The 20,385-nt window shown below is 65.5% G+C and carries 22 protein-coding genes; 13 read left to right on the top strand and 9 right to left on the bottom strand.

The genetic code is table 11. The features are described from left to right. The first annotated feature begins 24 nt into the window (after positions 1-24). Together VF716_RS15720 and VF716_RS15725 are read left to right on the top strand one after the other, a co-directional pair. Positions 25-492: a sigma factor-like helix-turn-helix DNA-binding protein gene (locus VF716_RS15720; protein WP_014595680.1), complete on the top strand. Its 468-nt coding sequence runs from the start codon at positions 25-27 to the stop codon at positions 490-492. A 77-nt stretch (positions 493-569) separates the two neighbouring features. Then, positions 570-800 carry a FecR/PupR family sigma factor regulator gene (locus tag VF716_RS15725; RefSeq protein WP_017246181.1) on the top strand — a complete coding sequence of 77 codons (231 nt, stop codon included), beginning with the start codon at positions 570-572 and terminating at the stop codon, positions 798-800. 83 nt (positions 801-883) lie between these two features. Here VF716_RS15725 and rnk read toward each other — a convergent pair whose 3' ends face one another. Together rnk and cyaY are read right to left on the bottom strand one after the other, a co-directional pair. Continuing rightward, positions 884-1,288: a nucleoside diphosphate kinase regulator gene (gene rnk, locus VF716_RS15730; protein WP_049326239.1), complete on the bottom strand. Its 405-nt coding sequence runs from the start codon at positions 1,286-1,288 to the stop codon at positions 884-886. Positions 1,289-1,448: 160 nt separating this feature from the next. Beyond that, the gene (gene cyaY, locus VF716_RS15735; protein ID WP_440552795.1) at positions 1,449-1,781 is read right to left on the bottom strand and encodes an iron donor protein CyaY; all 333 of its coding nucleotides are present in this window, start codon (positions 1,779-1,781) and stop codon (positions 1,449-1,451) included. 187 nt (positions 1,782-1,968) lie between these two features. On the opposite strand from cyaY, the gene lptM reads away from it, so the two are divergent. From lptM to VF716_RS15765, 6 genes are read left to right on the top strand one after another with little or no spacing between them, the layout of a single operon-like run. Beyond that, positions 1,969-2,109, top strand: coding sequence for an LPS translocon maturation chaperone LptM (lptM, locus tag VF716_RS15740; RefSeq protein WP_003283423.1), 141 nt, complete (start codon positions 1,969-1,971; stop codon positions 2,107-2,109). 12 nt (positions 2,110-2,121) lie between these two features. Next, positions 2,122-3,369 (top strand): diaminopimelate decarboxylase, encoded by a 1,248-nt coding sequence (lysA, locus tag VF716_RS15745; protein ID WP_013981624.1) that lies wholly within the window; start codon positions 2,122-2,124, stop codon positions 3,367-3,369. Between the two features lie 10 nt (positions 3,370-3,379). Then, complete coding sequence (gene dapF, locus VF716_RS15750) at positions 3,380-4,210, top strand: diaminopimelate epimerase (protein ID WP_014595678.1); 831 nt, start codon at positions 3,380-3,382, stop codon at positions 4,208-4,210. After that, positions 4,207-4,899, top strand: coding sequence for a DUF484 family protein (locus VF716_RS15755; RefSeq protein WP_197860987.1), 693 nt, complete (start codon positions 4,207-4,209; stop codon positions 4,897-4,899). The genes dapF and VF716_RS15755 overlap by 4 nt, the downstream gene beginning before the upstream one ends. 56 nt (positions 4,900-4,955) lie before the next feature. Then, positions 4,956-5,855 (top strand): tyrosine recombinase XerC, encoded by a 900-nt coding sequence (gene xerC / locus VF716_RS15760; RefSeq protein ID WP_197860986.1) that lies wholly within the window; start codon positions 4,956-4,958, stop codon positions 5,853-5,855. Continuing rightward, the gene (locus VF716_RS15765; RefSeq protein WP_192475552.1) at positions 5,852-6,553 is read left to right on the top strand and encodes an HAD family hydrolase; all 702 of its coding nucleotides are present in this window, start codon (positions 5,852-5,854) and stop codon (positions 6,551-6,553) included. The genes xerC and VF716_RS15765 overlap by 4 nt, the downstream gene beginning before the upstream one ends. A 69-nt stretch (positions 6,554-6,622) precedes the next feature. Here VF716_RS15765 and sutA read toward each other — a convergent pair whose 3' ends face one another. From sutA to glnK, 5 genes are all read right to left on the bottom strand, one after another. Further along, positions 6,623-6,952, bottom strand: a complete 330-nt coding sequence (gene sutA, locus VF716_RS15770) for a transcriptional regulator SutA (RefSeq protein WP_011911739.1) — start codon at positions 6,950-6,952, stop codon at positions 6,623-6,625. A 77-nt stretch (positions 6,953-7,029) separates the two neighbouring features. Further along, the gene (locus VF716_RS15775) at positions 7,030-7,455 is read right to left on the bottom strand and encodes a secondary thiamine-phosphate synthase enzyme YjbQ (RefSeq protein ID WP_011911738.1); all 426 of its coding nucleotides are present in this window, start codon (positions 7,453-7,455) and stop codon (positions 7,030-7,032) included. Between the two features lie 101 nt (positions 7,456-7,556). Beyond that, positions 7,557-8,807, bottom strand: coding sequence for an ammonium transporter (locus VF716_RS15780; RefSeq protein ID WP_014595677.1), 1,251 nt, complete (start codon positions 8,805-8,807; stop codon positions 7,557-7,559). Between the two features lie 116 nt (positions 8,808-8,923). Beyond that, positions 8,924-10,240 carry an ammonium transporter gene (locus VF716_RS15785; RefSeq protein WP_011911736.1) on the bottom strand — a complete coding sequence of 439 codons (1,317 nt, stop codon included), beginning with the start codon at positions 10,238-10,240 and terminating at the stop codon, positions 8,924-8,926. Between the two features lie 37 nt (positions 10,241-10,277). Continuing rightward, positions 10,278-10,616: a P-II family nitrogen regulator gene (glnK, locus tag VF716_RS15790; RefSeq protein ID WP_003096476.1), complete on the bottom strand. Its 339-nt coding sequence runs from the start codon at positions 10,614-10,616 to the stop codon at positions 10,278-10,280. 396 nt (positions 10,617-11,012) lie between these two features. Between glnK and VF716_RS15795 the strand changes: the two genes are divergently transcribed. The 3 genes from VF716_RS15795 to VF716_RS15805 all read left to right on the top strand — a co-directional run bounded on the left by VF716_RS15795 (position 11,013) and on the right by VF716_RS15805 (position 14,909). Continuing rightward, positions 11,013-11,273, top strand: coding sequence for an accessory factor UbiK family protein (locus VF716_RS15795; RefSeq protein WP_013981620.1), 261 nt, complete (start codon positions 11,013-11,015; stop codon positions 11,271-11,273). A gap of 36 nt (positions 11,274-11,309) precedes the next feature. Next, complete coding sequence (locus VF716_RS15800) at positions 11,310-12,806, top strand: YifB family Mg chelatase-like AAA ATPase (protein WP_045632861.1); 1,497 nt, start codon at positions 11,310-11,312, stop codon at positions 12,804-12,806. A gap of 129 nt (positions 12,807-12,935) precedes the next feature. Continuing rightward, on the top strand, positions 12,936-14,909 hold the full coding sequence (locus VF716_RS15805) for a BCCT family transporter (protein WP_011911733.1): 1,974 nt from the start codon (positions 12,936-12,938) through the stop codon (positions 14,907-14,909). 39 nt (positions 14,910-14,948) lie between these two features. Here VF716_RS15805 and VF716_RS15810 read toward each other — a convergent pair whose 3' ends face one another. Continuing rightward, positions 14,949-16,586: a putative bifunctional diguanylate cyclase/phosphodiesterase gene (locus VF716_RS15810; protein ID WP_017246172.1), complete on the bottom strand. Its 1,638-nt coding sequence runs from the start codon at positions 16,584-16,586 to the stop codon at positions 14,949-14,951. Between the two features lie 244 nt (positions 16,587-16,830). On the opposite strand from VF716_RS15810, the gene rep reads away from it, so the two are divergent. Together rep and trhA are read left to right on the top strand one after the other, a co-directional pair. After that, positions 16,831-18,840 (top strand): DNA helicase Rep, encoded by a 2,010-nt coding sequence (rep, locus tag VF716_RS15815; RefSeq protein ID WP_049340584.1) that lies wholly within the window; start codon positions 16,831-16,833, stop codon positions 18,838-18,840. A 95-nt stretch (positions 18,841-18,935) separates the two neighbouring features. Continuing rightward, positions 18,936-19,553: a PAQR family membrane homeostasis protein TrhA gene (gene trhA / locus VF716_RS15820; RefSeq protein WP_049340586.1), complete on the top strand. Its 618-nt coding sequence runs from the start codon at positions 18,936-18,938 to the stop codon at positions 19,551-19,553. On the opposite strand, the gene VF716_RS15825 is transcribed toward trhA, so the two are convergent. Beyond that, on the bottom strand, positions 19,541-20,335 hold the full coding sequence (locus tag VF716_RS15825) for an IclR family transcriptional regulator (protein WP_095460880.1): 795 nt from the start codon (positions 20,333-20,335) through the stop codon (positions 19,541-19,543). The genes trhA and VF716_RS15825 overlap by 13 nt on opposite strands. Between the last annotated feature and the right edge of the window lie 50 nt (positions 20,336-20,385).

The following is a 20,385-nucleotide window of genomic DNA, read 5'->3' on the forward strand; positions in this document are numbered from 1 at the left end:
GCATTTCTTCGAGAGCGCACCATCGTGAACGAGCAAGACAACAAAACCGATCTGTTCGCGGCTGATCACGGCATCCTCGTCGGCTCATTGCCGGCGAACCGAGCGCCGACAAGCCAAACCGCCATGGATGGCCACAAGACGTCGCGCCGGGTCGCTCAAGCCCGCTTCTGGCTGAGCAAGGCCATGAGCATCTTCCTGCATATCGTGACCAAACCCGCGCCCACCAGGGCGGACGACCACGCGCCTCGCGTACGAGAGCATAGGGCCGAGCAGGTATCTGCACAGCCGGACGAGCTCAGGCTGATCGCCGACGCTCTGGCACAGCTGCCGGCGCATACCCGCATGGCCTTCGAACTGCATCGCCTGCGCGGCTACACGCTGGAGCAAGTCGCAAGGGAACTGGACATCACCGCCGGCATGGCCCACCAGGCGATACGCACGGCACTCAGCCGCTGCGCGGCCGCGTTGGACGGAGCGACAAAGCGGCCGTAACAAGCCAAATCTGGGTTTATTCCAACCGCCGGTGAACTCGAATGAGTGAAATTCCCGCACCTCAATGGAATTGCGCCATGGAATGGCTTATCTGGCTGCAGGCTTCGCCCGACGACCAGGAATTGCGTGCTGCCTGCGAGGCCTGGCAGCGGGCCTCGCCTGTCAATGCCAGCGCCTGGCAACGAGCGGAGCAGATATGGCGGCTGACCGGACAGCTTCCGCCGGAAGCCCAACGGCAGCCACGAACTGACGAGAACGCTGGCGCCTGGATCGTCAGAACCTTCTGCCGTCGCGCTCGGCGAGCCTGACGCGCCCACCCTTGCAGCAGGCGCCGCCCCACATCGATGGGAACCGGCGGGACGCCGGTCCTATAGAGCGGACAACCACAGGATCAGAACGGATCGCCGGCTGCTTCGGGCTGATACTCGATGGCCAGCAGGGTGAGCTTGATCATCTTGCCGCCCGGGGCTGGCCAGTCGATGTGCTGACCGACGCTCATGCCCAGCAGCGCGGTGCCGACCGGAGCGAGGACGGACACGGTGCCTTCCTTGCCGGCATCGTGCGGGTAGACGAGCGTCAGGTGGTAGTCCTTGCCGCTGCCCTCGTCGCGGCAGTGCACGCGCGAGTTCATGGTCACGACACCGGCAGGCATCTCGCTGCGTTCCACGACCTGCGCCCGCGACAGTTCCTGCTCGAGCGCTTCGGCGGCCGGACCGTAATCGTCCAGGCTGTCGAGCAGCCGCTCGAGGCGCTGCAGGTCGAGTTTGGTAAGGATGATCGACGGTGCACTGGTCATGGGCTCTGGCTAGCTCCTGGGAAAATGAAATGCTGAAAAAAGCAAAACCCCGCCCGAAGGCGGGGTTTTGCTGACCTGCCGGAGACACTATCACAGCAGCCCGAATAAGCAAGACCCCAGCCCGCAGGCCAGCAAACTCGCGGGCTGCAGACCAGCCGGATCAGATATCCTCGAACTCCAGCGCCTCCCCACCCTGCTCCTGCGTGACCCGCGTCAGGAGTTCGCCGAGGCGCTCGCCGCTGGCATCGCACAGCCACAGCTGGCTGCCTTCGTCATAGTCGAAATGAAAGCCGCCGGAACGTGCCGCCACCCACAGCTGACGCAGCGCCGGCTGCCGACTGAGGATCAGCTGGCTGCCGTTGTCGAAACGCACGGTCAGTACGCCACCGGAGTTCTCCAGGTCGACATCCAGGCGGGTGTCGTCGAACACGTCCTCGACGCTCTCCTGCACGGCATCGACCAGGTCGTGGTAACGGGCTTCGCTCAGGCTCATGCAACTTTCCTCGATGATTCTGCGCGCGACGCAGGTCGCGCTCGACGGCGGCGAGCTTAGCAGGGCGCGGACGGGTCAAGCGAGCCGACCGCCAGGTCAGCCGCCGTGTGACGTGCGGCTCGCATAGGCAATCCGGCGGGTGCTGGGTATACTCCGGCGATTAGATTTTTCAAGGATTCCAGTCCCCATGAAGCGCCTTCTGCTTCCCTTCATCGCTCTCGCCGTCTTCGCCGCCGCGCTCAGCGGCTGCGGCCAGAAAGGTCCGCTGTATCTGCCGGATGACGAGCAGACCGTCAAAGAACGTTCCAAAGACCGTTTCGAACTCTAAAGGAGGCTGTTCATGGAGGCCTTCTCGTACCGCGACGGTCAACTCTTCGCGGAGGGCGTGGCACTGCCCGCACTCGCGCAACGCTTCGGCACGCCGACCTACGTCTATTCCCGCGCCCACATCGAAGCCCAGTACCGGGCTTACGCCGATGCGCTGGAAGGCATGCCGCATCTCGTCTGTTTTGCCGTCAAGGCCAACTCGAACCTCGGTGTACTGAACGTGCTGGCACGTCTCGGCGCGGGCTTCGACATCGTCTCGCGCGGTGAACTGGAGCGCGTGCTCGCCGCCGGCGGCGAGCCGGGCCGCATTGTCTTCTCCGGCGTCGGCAAGACTCGCGACGACATGCGCCGTGCGCTGGAAGTCGGCGTGCACTGCTTCAACGTCGAGTCCACCGACGAGCTGGAGCGTCTGCAGCAGGTCGCCGCCGAACTGGGCATGAAGGCGCCGGTTTCCCTGAGGGTCAATCCAGACGTGGATGCCGGCACCCATCCCTACATCTCCACCGGGTTGAAAGAGAACAAGTTCGGCATCGATATCGACAACGCCGAGGCGGTCTACGCCCGCGCGGCCGAGCTGCCGAACCTGGAAGTGGTCGGCGTCGACTGCCACATCGGCTCGCAGCTGACCAGCCTGCCGCCCTTCCTCGATGCCCTCGACCGCCTGCTGGCGCTGATCGATCGGCTCGCCACGCGCGGCATCCAGATCCGTCACCTGGACCTGGGCGGCGGTCTCGGGGTGCGCTATCGCGACGAACAGCCGCCGCTGGCCGGTGACTACATCCAGGCCGTGCGCCAGCGCATCGAAGGCCGTGGCCTGGCGCTGGTGTTCGAGCCGGGCCGCTCCATCGTCGCCAACGCCGGCCTGCTGCTGACCCGCGTGGAGTATCTCAAGCACACCGCGCACAAGGATTTCGCCATCGTCGATGCGGCGATGAACGACCTGATCCGTCCGGCGCTGTACCAGGCCTGGATGAACGTGGTCGCGGTGCAGCCGCACGAAGGCGATGCGCGCCGCTACGACATCGTCGGGCCGATCTGCGAGACCGGCGACTTCCTCGCCAAGGATCGCGAGCTGGCACTGGCCGAAGGCGACCTGCTTGCGGTGTGTTCGGCCGGCGCCTATGGCTTCGTCATGAGCTCCAACTACAACACCCGCGGCCGCGCCGCCGAGGTGCTGGTGGATGGTGACCAGGCCTTCGAAGTGCGCCGTCGCGAGAGCGTTCAGGAGCTGTACGCCGGCGAAAGCCTGCTGCCCACTTGAGGCCACGATCATGCTTCTGCGCTTTACCAAGATGCACGGTCTGGGCAACGACTTCATGGTCATCGACCTGGTCAGCCAGCACGCGCACATCCAGCCCAAGCACGCCAAGCAATGGGGCGATCGTCACACCGGCGTCGGCTTCGACCAGCTGCTGATCGTCGAGCCGCCGCAGAATCCGGACGTGGATTTTCGCTACCGCATCTTCAACTCCGACGGTTCGGAAGTGGAGCAATGCGGCAACGGCGCGCGCTGCTTCGCCCGCTTCGTGGTCGACAAGCGCCTGACTGTCAAACGCAAGATCAAGGTGGAAACCAAGGGCGGCATCATCGAGCTGGACATCCGCCCCGATGGACAGATCCGCGTCGACATGGGCCCGCCGCGCCTGGTGCCTGCCGAGATACCGTTTCAGGCCGAGCGAGAAGCCCTGAGCTATTCGCTCGAGGTGGACGGGCAGCAGGTCGAACTGGCCGCGGTATCCATGGGCAACCCCCATGCAGTGCTGCGGGTGGACAGTGTCGAGCGTGCGCCGGTGCATGAACTGGGGCCGAAGATCGAGCATCACCCGCGCTTTCCGCAGCGGGTCAACGTCGGCTTCCTGCAGGTGGTTGATCGCCGCCATGCGCGGCTGCGCGTATGGGAGCGCGGCGCCGGTGAGACCCAGGCCTGCGGCACCGGTGCCTGTGCGGCCGCGGTAGCCGCCATTCGCCAGGGCTGGATGGACTCGCCGGTGCAGATCGAACTGCCCGGCGGCCGTCTGTCCATCGAATGGGCAGGTCCGGGGCAGCCGGTTATGATGACCGGCCCCGCCGTTCGCGTTTTTGAAGGACAGGTTCGCCTATGACCGACCAGACCCAGGGCAGCACTCCGCTACCCGACGCCGAAGCCGTCGCCGCCTACCTGCGCGCCCATCCGGAGTTCTTCGTCGACCACGACGAGCTGATCCCGGAATTGCGTATCCCACACCAGCCGGGCACCGCCGTGTCGCTGGTGGAACGCCAGGTCAAGCTGCTGCGCGAGCGCAACATCGAGATGCGCCATCGCCTGTCGCAGCTGATGGACGTGGCCCGCGACAACGATCGCCTGTTCGACAAGACCCGCCGCCTGGTGCTCGACCTGCTCGACGCCGGTAGCCTGGAAGAGGTGGTCAGCGCGGTGGAAGACAGCCTGCGCCATGAGTTTCAGGTGCCCTACGTCAGCCTGATCCTGTTCAGCGAGGGGACATTGCCGGTCGGCCGCTGCGTCAGCACCGCCGAGGCCAAGCAGAACATCGGTGGCCTGCTCGAGGGTGGCAAGACCATCTGCGGCGTGCTGCGTCCCCACGAGCTCAGCTTTCTGTTCGGCGAGGATGGCCCCAGCGTCGGCTCCGCCGCGGTGGTCAGCCTCGACGACCAGCTGGGGGTTCTCGCCATCGGCAGCCGCGACCCGCAGCACTACAAGAGCTCGCTGGGCACCCTGTTCCTCGGTTATATCGCCGAAGTGCTCGCGCGCGTCTTGCCGCGCTTCGGCACCCCGCTGCGCTCGGTACGCTGAGCGCAGCCGCCGGCGTCGGCTGGCGTGGCCGTTCTTTTCGCGAGCGAGGGAGCCCGGTGCAGAACGAACTCGACGCCTACTTCGAATACCTGCGCAGCGCGCGACAGCTGTCCGCCCATTCGCTGGATGCCTATCGTCGCGATCTGGACAAGGTTCTCACCTACTGCGAGCGCGAGCGCATCGCCGGTTGGCGTGACCTGCAGGGCCGCCATCTGCGCCACCTGATCGCCGAACAGCATCGCCAGGGACAGTCCAGCCGCAGCCTGGCACGCCTGTTGTCATCGGTGCGCGGACTGTATCGCTACCTCAACCAGGAAGGGCTCTGCGAGCACGACCCGGCCACCGGCCTGTCCGCCCCCAAGGGCGAACGCCGGTTGCCGCGCCTGCTGGATACCGATCGCGCCATGCAGCTGCTCGATGGCGGTGTCGAGGACGATTTCATCGCCCGTCGCGATCAGGCGATGCTCGAACTGTTCTATTCCTCCGGTCTGCGCCTGTCCGAACTGGTCGGTCTGAACCTCGATCAGCTCGACCTCGCCGCCGGTCTGGTGCGGGTACTGGGCAAGGGCAACAAGGTGCGCGAACTGCCGGTCGGCAGCAAGGCGCGTGAGGCGCTGCAGGCCTGGTTACCGTTGCGAACGCTGGCCGGGCCCGCCGACGGTGCGGTGTTCATCGGCCAGCAAGGGCGTCGCCTCGGCGCCCGTGCCGTGCAGCTGCGGGTGCGCCAGGCCGGTGTGCGCGAACTCGGTCAGCATCTGCACCCGCACATGCTGCGCCACAGTTTCGCCAGCCATCTGCTGGAATCCTCGCAGGACCTGCGCTCGGTGCAGGAGCTGCTCGGCCATGCCGACATCGGCACGACGCAGATCTACACCCACCTGGATTTCCAGCACCTGGCCAAGGTCTACGACCATGCGCATCCGCGCGCCAAGCGCAAGCAGGACACCGACACATGAGCATCCGCCTGATCACCTTCGACCTCGACGACACCTTCTGGGAAACCACGCCAGCCATCCAGAGCGCGGAAACCGCACTGCGCGACTGGCTCGCCACCTATGCACCGCGGCTCGGCGATTTTCCCATCGAGGCGCTGGGTGCAATACGCCGCATGCTGGTGGAGCAGGAGCCGGCGCTGCGCCACCGCATCAGCGAGCTGCGCCGGCGCATTCTGCAACATGCCCTGCAGGATGCCGGCTACCCTGCCGACGAGGCGAACGGCCTGGCCGAGCAGGCGTTCCAGGTGTTCCTCGATGCTCGTCACGAGGTACAGATCTTCCCCGACGTGCAACCCACCCTGGAATTCCTGGCCAATCACTACACCCTCGGCGTGATCACCAACGGCAATGCGGATGTGCGCCGTCTGGGCCTGGCGGACTACTTCCAGTTCACCCTGTGCGCTGAGGATCTGGGCGTCGGCAAACCGGATCCGCATCCATTCCAGCAGGCCCTGCGCCTGGGTGATGCGCGCCCGGAACAGGCGGTGCACATCGGCGACCATGCCCTGGACGACATCGCCGGCGCACAGCAGGCTGGGCTACGCGCGGTGTGGTTCAACCCGAAGCGGATCGCCTGGGCGCACGACTACCAGCCTGACGCCGAGATCCAGCGCCTGGCCGACCTGCCCAAGCTGCTGCTCGCCTGGCGCGACAACTGAGCCACCGCCAGCGCGCCGCTGAAACGAAGAAGCCCGCTCAATAGCGGGCTTCTTCGTGATCCGTGCAGCTCAGATAGGACGGCTGCCGTACTTGCTATCCGGCTTCTTCGGCGGGTCGGCGACCACATTGGGTTCGACCTCCTGAACGCGGCCGCCACGTGCCAGGAACTCTTCCATGGCCCGCGCCAGCGCTTCGCGCTCCTTCTGCTTGGCTTCCAGGCTCGGCAGCTCGTCCGGCTCGGCGGACTTGGCCTTGGCCTTCTTGGTCGGCGTGGCCCGCTCGCTGTCGGTGCCCTCCTCGTCGAGGCTGTCGTCGCCGTCATCGGCAGCGTTCAGCTCCTCCCCTTCCTCCTCGTCGCCCACTTCCAGATCGTCTTGTTCTAGTTCTTCGTCGCTCATGTTCTACCTCATGGCTTGCCAAAGCGGAGTAAGTTATAGCCCAGCGATGCGGAATGACCGACATCACCAAAAAAAATTCAACTTGCCGTCCCGTGCAGCGTTGCCACTATCTGCCGCGCGCCACCCTGGTCGCGGTGCTCTCCGAGATAGACGCCCTGCCAAGTCCCCAGTGCCAGGCGCCCCGCGCTTACCGGCAGGCTCAGCTGGCAGCCGAGCAGGCTGGCCTTGAAGTGTGCCGGCAAGTCGTCCGGCCCTTCGTAGTCATGCTCGTAACCGTCCTCGCCCTGCGGCACCAGACGATTGAAGAACCGTTCGAAATCGCGCCGTACCGCTGAGTCGGCATTCTCGTTGATCGTCAGCGAGGCCGAGGTATGCCGCAGCCACAGGTGTAACAGACCGACCTGACATTGCCGCAGTTCCGGCAGCGCGGCGAGCAGCTCGTCGGTGATCAGATGAAAACCGCGTGGGCGCGCGCGCAAGGTGATCAGGGTCTGTTGCCACATGTGCAGCACTCATGTTCGACGGCTGGTCGCGCGCATTCTAGCGTGGCGCCGGAAAAAACAAAGGGCGCCAAAAGGCGCCCTTGTCATGTATCAGCGAAACATTACTGGCGAGTGAACTCCGGGTACGCCTCCAGGCCGCACTCGACCACGTCCACGCCCTCGTACTCCTCTTCCTCGCTGACGCGCAGGCCCATCACCGCCTTGATGATGCCCCACACGATCAGGCTGGCGATGAACACCCAGAGGAAGATCGACACCAGGCCCAGCAGCTGCGCGCCGAAAGAAGCGTCGGCATTGGTCAGCGGCACGGCCAGCAGGCCCCACATGCCGGCGACACCATGCACGGAGATGGCACCGACCGGGTCATCGAGCTTGAGCTTGTCCAGACCGAGGATGCTGAACACCACCAGCACACCGCCCACACCGCCGATCAGGGTGGCTTGCAGCGCGCTCGGGGTCAGCGGTTCGGCAGTGATCGCCACCAGGCCGGCCAGGGCGCCGTTGAGCACCATGGTCAGGTCGGACTTGCCGAACAGCAGGCGCGCGGTGATCAGGGCCGCGATCAGGCCACCAGCGGCACCCATGTTGGTGTTGACGAAGACCTGGGCCACCGCGTTGGCGTCCTCGATGGTGCTCATTTTCAGCTGCGAGCCGCCGTTGAAGCCGAACCAGCCCATCCACAGGATGAATGCCCCGAGGGTCGCCAGCGGCATGTTGGCACCCGGAATGGCATTGATCTGACCGTTCGGGCCGTACTTGCCCTTGCGCGCCCCGAGCAGCAGGACACCGGCCAGGGCCGCAGCGGCACCGGCCATGTGCACCACACCGGAACCGGCGAAGTCGAGGAAGCCGGCCGCGTCGAGGAAGCCGCCGCCCCATTTCCAGAAGCCCTGGATCGGGTAGATGAAGCCGGTCATCACCACCGCGAAGGCGATGAAGGCCCACAGTTTCATGCGCTCGGCCACCGCACCGGAGACCACCGACATGCAGGTCGCGGCGAAGACGATCTGGAAGAAGAAGTCCGCGCGGGCCGAGTAGTAAGGCGCGTCCTCGCCGCCGGCGGCGACCAGGTCGACCGCATGCTCGTCACCGATGAGGAAGCCCAGGCTCGGGAAAATGCCGCCTTCCGGACTGGAGTACATGATGTAGTAGCCGACCAGCAGGTACATGATCGACGCCAGCGCGTAGAGCACGATGTTCTTGGTCAGAATCTCGGCAGTGTTCTTGGCCCGCACCAGACCGGCCTCGAGCATGGCGAAACCCGCCGCCATCCACATCACCAGCGCTCCGCAGATCACGAAGTAGAAGGTATCGAGTCCGTACTGGACGGGTATCAATGCAGTGCTATCCATGTGTCACCTCTTGCTGTCGCGCTGTGTGCGCTGTTCGGTCCGCAGGCCGCCGCACGCTGCTCCGGCGGGCCTGCCCTGACCCCGGTGTTGGCTCCGGGGTACTGCGCTGAAATGGGTTACAGGTTGTAGCCGCGCTCGTTGTGCAGGCTGAGGTCGAGGCCGATGGTCTCTTGCTCCTCGTTCACCCGCAGGCCCATCACCAGGTCGATCGCCTTGAGGATCAGGTAGGTGACGATGCCGGTGTAGACGACGGTGAAGAGCACGCCCTTGAACTGAATCCACAGCTGCAGGCCGATGTTCTCCACCTCACCGAAACCGCCCAGCATGGGTGCGGCGAAGATGCCGGTGAGCAGCGCACCGACGATGCCGCCCACGCCGTGCACGCCGAAGGCATCCAGCGAATCGTCGTAGCCGAGCTTGCGTTTCAGGCTGGTGGCGCAGAAGAAGCAGACCACCCCCGAGACCAGGCCGATGATCAGCGCGCCCATCGGCCCGACGGTGCCGGCAGCCGGGGTGATGGCGACCAGACCGGCGACCACGCCCGAGGCGATGCCCAGCGCGCTGGGTTTGCCGTGGCCGATCCACTCGGCGAACATCCAGCCCAACGCAGCCGCGGCGGTGGCGATCTGGGTGACCAGCATGGCCATGCCGGCGGTGCCGTTGGCAGCCACGGCCGAACCGGCGTTGAAGCCGAACCAGCCAATCCACAGCATCGCCGCGCCGACCAGGGTCAGCCCCAGGTTGTGCGGTGCCATCGGCGTGGTCGGGAAGCCCTTGCGCTTGCCCAGGACCAGGCAGGCCACCAGACCGGCGATACCGGCATTGATGTGCACCACGGTGCCACCGGCGAAATCCAGCACGCCCCAGTCCCACATCAGGCCACCGTCACCGCCCCAGACCATATGCGCGATCGGCGCATAGACCAGGGTGAACCACACGCCCATGAACACCAGCATCGCCGAGAACTTCATGCGCTCGGCGAAGGCGCCGACGATGAGCGCCGGGGTGATGATGGCGAAGGTCATCTGGAACGTGATGAAGACGCTTTCCGGGAAGGCGCCGACCAGGCTGTCAGGAGTCAGGCCGCTGAGGAACGCACGATCCAGACCACCGACGAAGGAATTGAAGTTGGTGACGCCCGCTTCCATACCGGTGGTATCGAATGCAAGGCTGTAGCCATAGACCATCCAGAGGATGCTCATCAGGCCGGTGATGGCGAAGCACTGCATCATCACCGAGAGGATGTTCTTCGAGCGGACCATGCCGCCGTAGAACAACGCCAGTCCGGGGATGGTCATGAACAGCACCAGCGCAGTGGCCGTCAGCATCCATGCCGTATCGCCTGAATCCAGCGTTGCCTCCTGCGCCATGGCCAGGCCTGGGCTTAACAGAGACAAAAGGGCTCCTAGCCCTGCGAATCTTCGCAGAGTCATGGTTTTACTCCTGGGGCGTGGGGTTCGGAGGTGCTGCTTAAATCGCGTCGGTATCGGTTTCGCCGGTACGGATGCGGATGGCCTGTTCCAGGTTGACCACGAAGATCTTGCCGTCACCGATCTTGCCGGTGTTGGCCGCCTTGGTGATGGCCTCGATCACGCGATCGAGCTGATCGTCGGCGATGGCCACGTCGATCTTCACCTTTGGCAGGAAGTCGACAACGTATTCGGCGCCGCGGTACAGCTCGGTGTGACCCTTCTGACGGCCGAAGCCCTTGACTTCGGTGACGGTGATGCCCTGTACGCCAATCTCCGACAGCGACTCGCGCACGTCGTCCAGCTTGAACGGCTTGATGATGGCAGTGACTAGTTTCATGAAAACTTCTCCCGTTTAGGTGGACTTGCCCCAGAAGTACGAACCCGGCTCAAGTCTAAGCTCAGTGTCTGGCTCTTGTAACGCTCCGGCTTCAGCCGGGCCGCGGACCGACACCACCAATCTCGCCGACGAAGCGTCGCGAATCGCCCATGCACCGCAACGAACCGGTGCGTGCGTCAACGGGGACAAAGCAGAATCGATGCCAGCTTTGCGCGAGCCGCTTGCTGCGGGGGCTCGGCCGCAAACGAAGCGGCCCGACGGACGGTTGAGCACAGCGAACGCACGAAAATGGTGCGCAGCTGCACCATGGCCTGCTCATTTTTTGTGCACCGCAGCCGAGAAAGGCGAAAAAAACGCCGTGCTACACTGCGCCCCGTTCAAAGACAGGTGTTTTCAATGTTGCCGCCAAAAGCTTTCCTAGATGCCATCGGCTCCCAGGCCTCGCGCCTGTTCAACGGTGAAACGCCGCTGCCGCGCGGCGAGTTCGAAGCCCAGCTCAAGGGCGTGGTGCAGGGTGCACTGAACAAGCTCGACGTGGTCAGCCGCGACGAGTTCGACAGCCAGATGGTGGTGCTCGCCCGCACCCGCGCCCGACTCGAGGCGCTCGAAGCCAAGGTCGCCGAACTGGAAGAGAAGCTCACACCGCCCGCGTCCTGACCGACCGGGCCGTGACACGATCAAAGGAGTGATCGCATGTCCCTGGCCATCGTCCATAGCCGCGCTCAGATCGGCGTCGAAGCCCCGGCGGTGACCGTCGAGGCGCATCTGGCCAACGGCCTGCCGGCGTTGACCCTGGTCGGCCTGCCGGAAACCGCCGTCAAGGAGAGCAAGGACCGGGTGCGCAGCGCCATCCTGACCTCCGGTTTCGATTTCCCCGCCCGGCGCATCACGCTCAATCTCGCCCCTGCCGATCTGCCCAAGGACGGTGGTCGCTTCGACCTGGCCATCGCGCTGGGCATCCTCGCCGCCAGCGGACAGCTGCCCGGCGAACGTCTGGAGCAGCTGGAATGCCTGGGCGAACTGGCGTTGTCCGGCGCCTTGCGCCCGGTCCAGGGCGTGCTGCCGGCCGCCCTCGCCGCGCGTGCCGCCGGCCGTGCGCTGCTGGTGCCGCGAGCCAATGCCGAGGAAGCCAGCCTCGCCTCGGGCCTGACCGTGTTTGCCGCCGAGCATCTGCTGGAAGTTGCCGCCCACTTCAACGGCGTTACCCCGCTCGAGCCCTACGTGGCCCAGGGGCTGCTGCGGCAGGTCCAGCCCTACCCCGACCTGGCCGACGTACAGGGCCAGCAGGCGGCCAAACGCGGCCTGCTGATCGCCGCGGCCGGCGCACACAACCTGCTGTTCTCCGGACCGCCCGGCACCGGCAAGACGCTATTGGCCAGCCGTCTGCCCGGCCTGCTGCCGCCGCTGGATGAGCAGGAGGCGCTGGAAGTGGCTGCGATTCATTCGGTGGCCAGCCACAGCCCGCTGCAGCACTGGCCGCAGCGCCCGTTCCGCCAGCCCCATCACAGTGCATCGGGCCCGGCACTGGTGGGTGGCGGCAGCCGGCCGCAACCGGGCGAGATCACCCTGGCGCATCAGGGTGTGCTGTTTCTCGACGAGCTACCGGAGTTCGACCGCAAGGTGCTGGAGGTGCTGCGCGAGCCACTGGAATCGGGCCATATCGTCATCGCCCGGGCGCGGGACAAGGTGCGTTTTCCGGCGCGCTTCCAGCTGGTGGCGGCAATGAACCCCTGCCCGTGCGGCTATCTGGGCGACCCTAATGGTCGCTGCCGCTGCACGCCGGAGCAGATCCAGCGCTACCGCAACAAGCTCTCCGGACCGCTGCTCGACCGCATCGACCTGCATCTGACCGTGGCGCGCGAGGCCACCGCCCTCAACGCAGCGCCACAGACCGGCCAGAGCAGCGCCGTGCTCGCCGCACAGGTGGCCGAGGCGCGGCGACTGCAACTCGCCCGCCAGGGCTGCGCCAACGCCTTTCTCGACCTGGCCGACCTGCGTGAGCACTGCCAGCTGACCGCCGAGGACCAGACCTGGCTGGAGCGCGCCTGCGAGCGTCTCGCACTGTCCCTCCGCGCCGCACACCGGTTGCTCAAGGTCGCACGCACCCTGGCCGACCTGGAGCAGGCCGAACGCATCGGCCGGCAACATCTTGCCGAAGCGCTGCAATATCGCCCCGGCAGCCAGGCCTGAGCCCCTCCGGCCGGGGCATTCGACGTTGCCGGATGCCTGCTGACAAGCGGACGCTTTTGCGGTCTGTGTTAAGTTGCCTGGCTTTCGCCACAGGCGGCCACTCCCCAGACACAACCGAAGGAGCGCAGCATGGAGGCAAAACAGCCCTCGTCTTCTCACCTCAACGCCCCGGTCTTTTACGGCTCGGCAGTCATCATCCTGGCACTGGTGATCTACAGCGTCGCCTTTCAGGAACACGCGCAGGCCCTGTTCGGCGACGCCCAGGCCTGGATCATCGCCAATGTCAGCTGGCTGTACATTCTCGCCGTCGCACTCATCCTGCTGATGGTGGTGCTGCTGGCCTTCAGTCGCTACGGCGACATCAAGCTCGGCCCGGATCACAGCGAACCGGACTACAGCGCCCTGACCTGGTTCGCCATGCTCTTCTCCGCCGGCATGGGCATCGGCCTGATGTTCTTCGGCGTAGCCGAGCCGGTCATGCATTTCCTCTCGCCGCCGGTGGGCGAAGGCGGCACGACGCTCGCCGCCCGCGAAGCAATGAAGATCACCTTCTTTCACTGGGGCCTGCACGCCTGGTCGATCTACGCCATCGTGGCGATGATCCTCGCCTACTTCGCCTACCGTCACGGCCTGCCGCTGACACTGCGCTCGGCGCTCTACCCGCTGATCGGCGAGCGCATCTACGGTCCCATCGGGCACGCGGTGGACATCTTCGCCATCATCGGCACGGTGCTCGGCGTCGCTACCTCGCTGGGCCTGGGTGTCACCCAGATCAACACCGGGCTGAACCACCTCTACGGCCTGCCGGTGACCATTCCGGTGCAGATCGGCCTGATCGTCGCCACCACCCTGCTCGCCACCATTTCGGTGGTGACCGGGCTCGACAAAGGCGTGCGGCGGCTGTCCGAGCTGAATCTGTCGCTGGCCGGCCTGCTGATGCTGATGGTGCTGATCGCGGGGCCGACGGTGTTCATCCTGCAGACCTTCGTGCAGAACATCGGCAGCTACCTGTCGGACATCGTCAACAAGACCTTCAACCTCTACGCCTACGAGCCGAACGACTGGATCGGCGGCTGGACGCTGTTCTACTGGGGCTGGTGGCTGGCCTGGTCGCCCTTTGTCGGCCTGTTCATCGCGCGCATTTCCCGCGGGCGGACCATCCGCGAATTCGTTGCAGGTGTGCTGCTGGTACCCACCGCCTTCACCCTGTTGTGGATGACCGTGTTCGGCGATACCGCCATCCACATGATCCTCTGGGAGCACGTGAGCAGCCTCGGCGAGGCCATCGAACAGGACAGCTCACTGGCACTGTTCGCCTTCTTCGAACATTTTCCGTTCTCGGCACTGATCTCCCTCGTGGCGATCATCATGGTGGTGGTGTTCTTCGTCACCTCCGCCGACTCCGGCGCACTGGTGGTGGACATGCTCGCGTCCGGCGGCAAGCAGGGCACGCCGATCTGGCAGCGCATCTTCTGGGCGGTGTCCATGGGCGGGGTGGCCATCGCGCTGCTGCTGGCCGATGGCCTGACCGCGCTGCAGACAGCGACCATCGCCAGCGCCCTGCCCTTCACCATCGCCCTGCTCTGCTCCATGTGGGGTCTGCTCAAGGCCCTACGCCTTGACGCCACCAAGCAGGGCCTGCGTTATCAGGCGCTGAGCATCTCGCCGAGCGCAGCGCCAACGGCCGGAGGCTGGCAACGGCGCCTGCGCACGTTGATGCTGTTCCCGCGGCGCGCCCATGTGGTGCGCTTCATCGCCGAGGTGGTGCGTCCGGCCTACGAGGCCATCGCCGAAGAAATGCGCAAGCAGGGCTACGAGGTGGAGATCAGCGAAGGCGAAGACCGCCGCCTGCGCTTCGAGATCACCCACGAAGGCGAGCCGGACTTCATCTACGAGGTACGCCCGCGCGCCTACGCCATGCCCAGCTTCGTGGTGACCAGCGAGGACGACGAGCGTGAGGAGCGCAAGTACTTCCGCGCCGAGGTGCATCTCAAGGAAGGCGGCCAGGACTACGACGTGATGGGCTGGAGCCGCGAAGACGTCATTGGCGACATCCTCGGCCAGTACGAGAAGCACATGCACTTCCTGCACATGGTGCGCTGATGGCGGCGCGTCCCGGCCGTAGTGCCGGGGCGCCTCGACTCAGTGCGCCAGGCCGGCGGTCTGGCGCTCGGCGCTCATGAAGCTCAGCAGTTCGGCCAGCGGCAACGGCTGGCTGACCAGATAGCCCTGAACCTGCTGCGCACCAAACTGGCGCAGCAGCTCCAGCTGCTCGGCGGTTTCCACGCCCTCGGCCACCACCTCCAGCCGCAGGTTGTGCGCCAGCCCGACCATCGCCTCCACCAGCTGCCGCTTTTCCGGGCGGGCGCCCATGCTGGCGACGAAGCTCTTGTCGATCTTGAGCAGCGTGATCGGCAGGTTGGACAGGTGGACGAAGGAGGAAAAGCCGGTGCCGAAGTCATCCAGCGAGAAGCGCACGCCCAGCTGGCCAAGCGCCTGCATGGCGGTCTGCACCTGCTCGCTGCGGCGCATGACGGCGGTTTCGGTAAGCTCGAACTCGAGCCAGTGCGGATCGATGGCGCGCTCGTCGATCAGCCGCGTCAGTGTCGGCAGCAACTGGCTGTCCTGGAACTGCCGGAACGACAGGTTGACCGCCATGTGCAGCGAGTCCGCACCCTGCTCGTGCAGGCTCTGCAGGTCGCGCAGGGCGCGGGCGATGACCCAGTAGCCGAGCGGCACGATCAGGCCGCTTTCCTCGGCCATGGGAATGAAGGCGTCCGGCCCGAGCAGACCGCGTTCGGGATGCAGCCAACGCACCAGCGCCTCGATGCCGACCACGCGGCCCGTGTCCAGACACAGCCGCGGCTGGTAGTGCAGCTCCAGCTCACCACGGCGCAGCGCGCGGCGCAGCTCGCCCTCCTGGTCGGCCAGGCTGCGGGCACTGCGGCTGACGTGCTCGTCGTACAGGCACCAGGTGCAGCCCTGGCTGGCCTTGGCCTGACGCATCGCCAGTTGCGCATGCCAGAGCAGCGCATCGGCCGAGGTGCCGGCGCTGGCTCGCGCCAGCCCGAGGCTGCAGCCGAGCATCAGGCTTTCGCCATCCACCCAGTAGGGTTCGGCCAGCGCCTCGACGATGCGATCGGCGATCGCATCGGCGCGCCCGGCATCGTCACGGGTGTCGAGCAGCAAGGCGAACTCGTCGCCACCCAGCCGCGCCAGCAGATCGCCCACTTCCAGCTGCGCCTTGAGCCGGGCGACCACCTGCAGGATCAGGCGATCTCCGGCATCGTGGCCGAGGGCGTCGTTGACGTGGCGGAAATTGTCCAGGTCCAGGTAGCCGAGCTCCAGGCCATGACCGTCGTGCTCGCTCAGGGCGTCGAGCAGCTGCGCCTGGAAGCCCTGACGATTGGCGATGCCGGTGTGCGGGTCGCGCACCGCAAGCTTCTGCAGGGTGCCCTGCAGGTTGCAGCGCTCGCGCACGTAGCGCAGACAACGGCGCAGCACCTCGGCGCTGAGCTGGTCGGCCACCAGCCAGTCGACCGCACCTTCCGGGGTTTCTTCCGGCTCCTCGTCGAGCAGCAGGATCAGCGGCCAGGGAAAGCGCCCCGGTGCGGGTCGGCATTGCGGCGTCGCCAGGACCAGACAGGGAGATTCGAGCTGCTGGCTGACGGTTTGCCAGTCCGTCGCCACGACCAGCTGTTCGGCGTGGGCCGAACCCTGCAGGCAGGCGCGCAGCCGCACCGCCCAGTCTGGGCGATGCGCCAACAGCAACAATGGCATGGGTTGGGCAGGCGCTGGCAAGCGGCCTCCGGACTCTTGAGCTGTTGAAGACACCAAAGGGTCTCCGATCCCACCAGTCCCTGTGCAACCACCCCAGCATCCTGCAGCGCGACAAGACTAATCGATTCTTGCCATTAGCCAAGCCCCACGCGCGACGACCGGCGTTTTATTGCGTCTGTAACGCGCCTGCATCACCCTTTCGGCCTGTTAAACTCGCGCCCCCGTTTCGAACGACCTGAACAACATGTCCCGACTCAATCCTCGGCAGCAGGAAGCCGTGAACTACGTCGGCGGCCCCCTGCTGGTGCTCGCCGGTGCCGGCTCCGGCAAGACCAGCGTGATCACCCGCAAGATCGCCCACCTGGTGCAGAACTGCGGCATCCAGGCCCGTCACATCGTCGCCATGACCTTCACCAACAAGGCGGCCCGGGAGATGAAGGAGCGCGTCGGCACCCTGCTCAAGGGCAGCGAGGCGCGCGGCCTGACGGTGTCCACTTTCCACAACCTGGGCATGAACATCATCCGCAAGGAATACGCGCGCCTGGGCTACAAGCCCGGCTTCTCGATCTTCGATGACGGCGACATCAAGGCGCTGCTCACCGACATCATGCAGAAGGAATACGCCGGCGATGACGGCGCCGACGAGATCAAGAACCTCATCGACAGCTGGAAGAACGACCTGATCCTGCCCGACGAGGCCCTGGCCAAGGCGCGCGGCCCCAAGGAGCAGACCGCCGCCATCGTCTACCTGCACTACCAGCGCACGCTCAAGGCGTACAACGCGGTGGACTTTAACGACCTGATCCTGCTGCCGGTCAAGCTCTTCCAAGAACACCCCGACATCCTCGAGAAGTGGCAGAACCGCATCCGCTACCTGCTGGTGGACGAATACCAGGACACCAACGCCAGCCAGTACCTGCTGGTGAAGATGCTGGTGGGCATGCGCAACCAGTTCACCGTGGTCGGCGACGACGACCAGTCGATCTACGCCTGGCGCGGCGCGCGTCCGGAAAACCTGATGCTGCTGAAGGAGGACTACCCGTCCCTGAAGGTGGTAATGCTGGAGCAGAACTACCGCTCCACCAGCCGCATCCTCAAGTGCGCCAACATCCTCATCGCCAACAACCCCCACGTGTTCGAGAAGCAACTGTGGTCGGAAATGGGCCATGGCGACGAGATCCGCGTGATCCGCACGCGCAACGAAGAGGCCGAGTGCGAGCGGGTGGCACTGGAAATCCTCACCGAGCACCTGCGCACCCAGCGCCCCTACAGCGACTTCGCCATCCTCTACCGCGGCAACTACCAGGCCAAGCTGATGGAGCTGAAGCTGCAGCACCACCAGATTCCCTATCGCCTGTCCGGCGGCACCAGCTTCTTCGCCCGCCAGGAGGTGAAGGACCTGATGAGCTACTTCCGCCTGCTGGTCAACCCGGACGACGACAACGCCTTCCTGCGGGTGATCAACGTGCCGCGACGGGAGATCGGCTCCACCACTCTGGAAAAGCTTGGCAACTACGCCAGCGAGCGCGGCATCAGCATGTACGCCGCCGCCGACGAAATCGGCCTCGGCGCGCATCTGGACAGCCGCTATGCCGAGCGCCTGGCGCGCTTCAAGTACTGGATGGACAACGTGCGCCAGCAGTGCGCGCAGAACGACCCGATCGCCGCCATCCGCAGCATGGTGATGGACATCGACTACGAGAACTGGCTCAGGCAGAACGCCTCCAGCGACAAGGTGGCCGACGCGCGCATGGGCAACGTCTGGTTTCTCGTCGATGCGCTGAAGAACACCCTGGAAAAAGACGAAGACGGCGACATGACCATCGAGGATGCCATCGGCAAGCTGGTGCTGCGCGACATGCTCGAGCGCCAGCAGGAAGAGGAAGAAGGTGCAGAGGGCGTACAGATGATGACCATGCACGCCTCCAAGGGCCTGGAATTCCCTTCGGTGTACATCATCGGTTTCGAGGAGGAAATCCTTCCGCACCGTTCCAGCATCGAGGCCGACACCATCGAGGAAGAGCGGCGCCTGGCCTACGTCGGCATCACCCGCGCCAAGCGCAACCTGGCGCTGACCTTCGCCGCCAAGCGCAAGCAGTATGGCGAGGTGATCGACTGCACGCCGAGCCGCTTCCTCGACGAGCTGCCGCCCGAGGATCTGGTCTGGGAAGGCATGGAAGAAGCGCCGGTGGAGGCCAAGGCCGCGCGCGGCAACGACGCCCTGGCAGCGATGCGGGCGATGCTCAAGCGCTGACGGCTCGCCGCGCCGATCTTTTTTTCGCGGCCGGTTTGAATCCCGTAACGCTGGCGCGGCATGCTGCTGGCATCGTGGTTTTCGGGAGGGTTGGGATGTATCACGGCGAACGCTTCAATGCCTGGACGCACCTGGTCGGTGCTGCGCTGGCGTGTCTCGGCGCGATCTGGCTGCTGGTCCTCGCCGCGCTCGACGGCTCGCCGGTGAAGATCGTCAGCGTGGCGATCTACGGTCTGAGCCTGATCCTGCTGTATAGCATCTCGACGCTGTACCACAGCCTGCGCGGGCGGGCGAAGGTGGTCATGCGCAAGCTCGATCACCTGTCGATCTACCTCTTGATCGCCGGCAGCTACACGCCGTTCTGCCTGGTCACCCTGGCCGGCGTCTGGGGCTGGACGCTGTTCGGCATCGTCTGGGGCCTCGCGGTGATCGGCATGCTGCAGGAGATCAAGCCGCGCTCCGAAGCACGGGTGCTGTCACTGGTGATCTACGCCGTGATGGGCTGGATCGTGCTGGTGGCGGTCAAGCCGCTGTTCGCCGCCCTGGGTGGCGCCGGTTTCAGCTGGTTGCTGGCCGGCGGCATCTGCTACACGGTGGGCATCGTCTTTTTCGTCTTCGACGACCGCTTCCGGCACTGGCACGGCATCTGGCACATCTTCGTGATGGTCGGCAGCCTGCTGCACTTCATCGCCATTCTGTTCTACGTGCTCTGATCGGCCTCCAGCGCCGCCGCGCTGCCGAGCACCGCCTCCAGTTCGCGTGCAGCGGCACGCATCCGTGGCACGAACGCCAGCAGCTGCGCCATCGAACAGCGGATCACCGGCGCGTGGCTGAACAGGCAGGCCAGCAGCTCGCCGTCGGAGGCACGTACCGGCACCGCACAGGCGACCATGCCGTCGATGAACTCCTCGCAGTCGGTTCCCAGCTGTTCCTCGCGCACGCGGGCCAGGTCATCGCGCAGCGCGCTGAGATCGGTAAGGGTGTTGCGCGCCATCCGTTGCAGCGGCAGGTGCGGCAGCACCCGTTCCAATTGCTCCGGCGGCAGCGAGGCCAGATAGAGCTTGCCGCTGGCGGTGCACCAGAGCGGCGTGTGGCTGCCGATCGGCAGGTTGATCTGCAACGGCCAGTTGGTCTGCACTCGATCGAAATAGAGCATGTCCAGCCCGTCCGGGATGGCCAGCCCGCAGGTCTCGCCGATGGCTTCGGAGAGCTGGCGCAGGATCGCCTGGCGCAGCGCCTTGTGCCGGCTGCTGCGCAGAATGTTCAGCGCCGCGACATGCAGGCGCTCGCCCGGCAGCAGCCCGCCGCGCAGGCCGAACTGCAGGAAGCCTTCCTTTTCCAGAGTCTGCACCAGCCGGTGCGCGCTGGCCTTGGGGATGTCCAGGCGCTCGGCCAGCGCGGTCGGGCTGAGCGGCTCCTTCGCCGCCGCCACCGCCTCGATGATTTCCAGCACGCGGGTGATGGAAGAGCCTTTCTCGCGGGAAGTGCTGCGCATCGTCTGCCTTGTCGTTCGATAGAGATGGACGCCCCGCAGGGCGCCCGGGA

Source organism: Stutzerimonas sp. Brlt_14, from assembly GCF_051948915.1.
Classification (GTDB): Bacteria; Pseudomonadota; Gammaproteobacteria; order Pseudomonadales; family Pseudomonadaceae; genus Stutzerimonas; species Stutzerimonas stutzeri.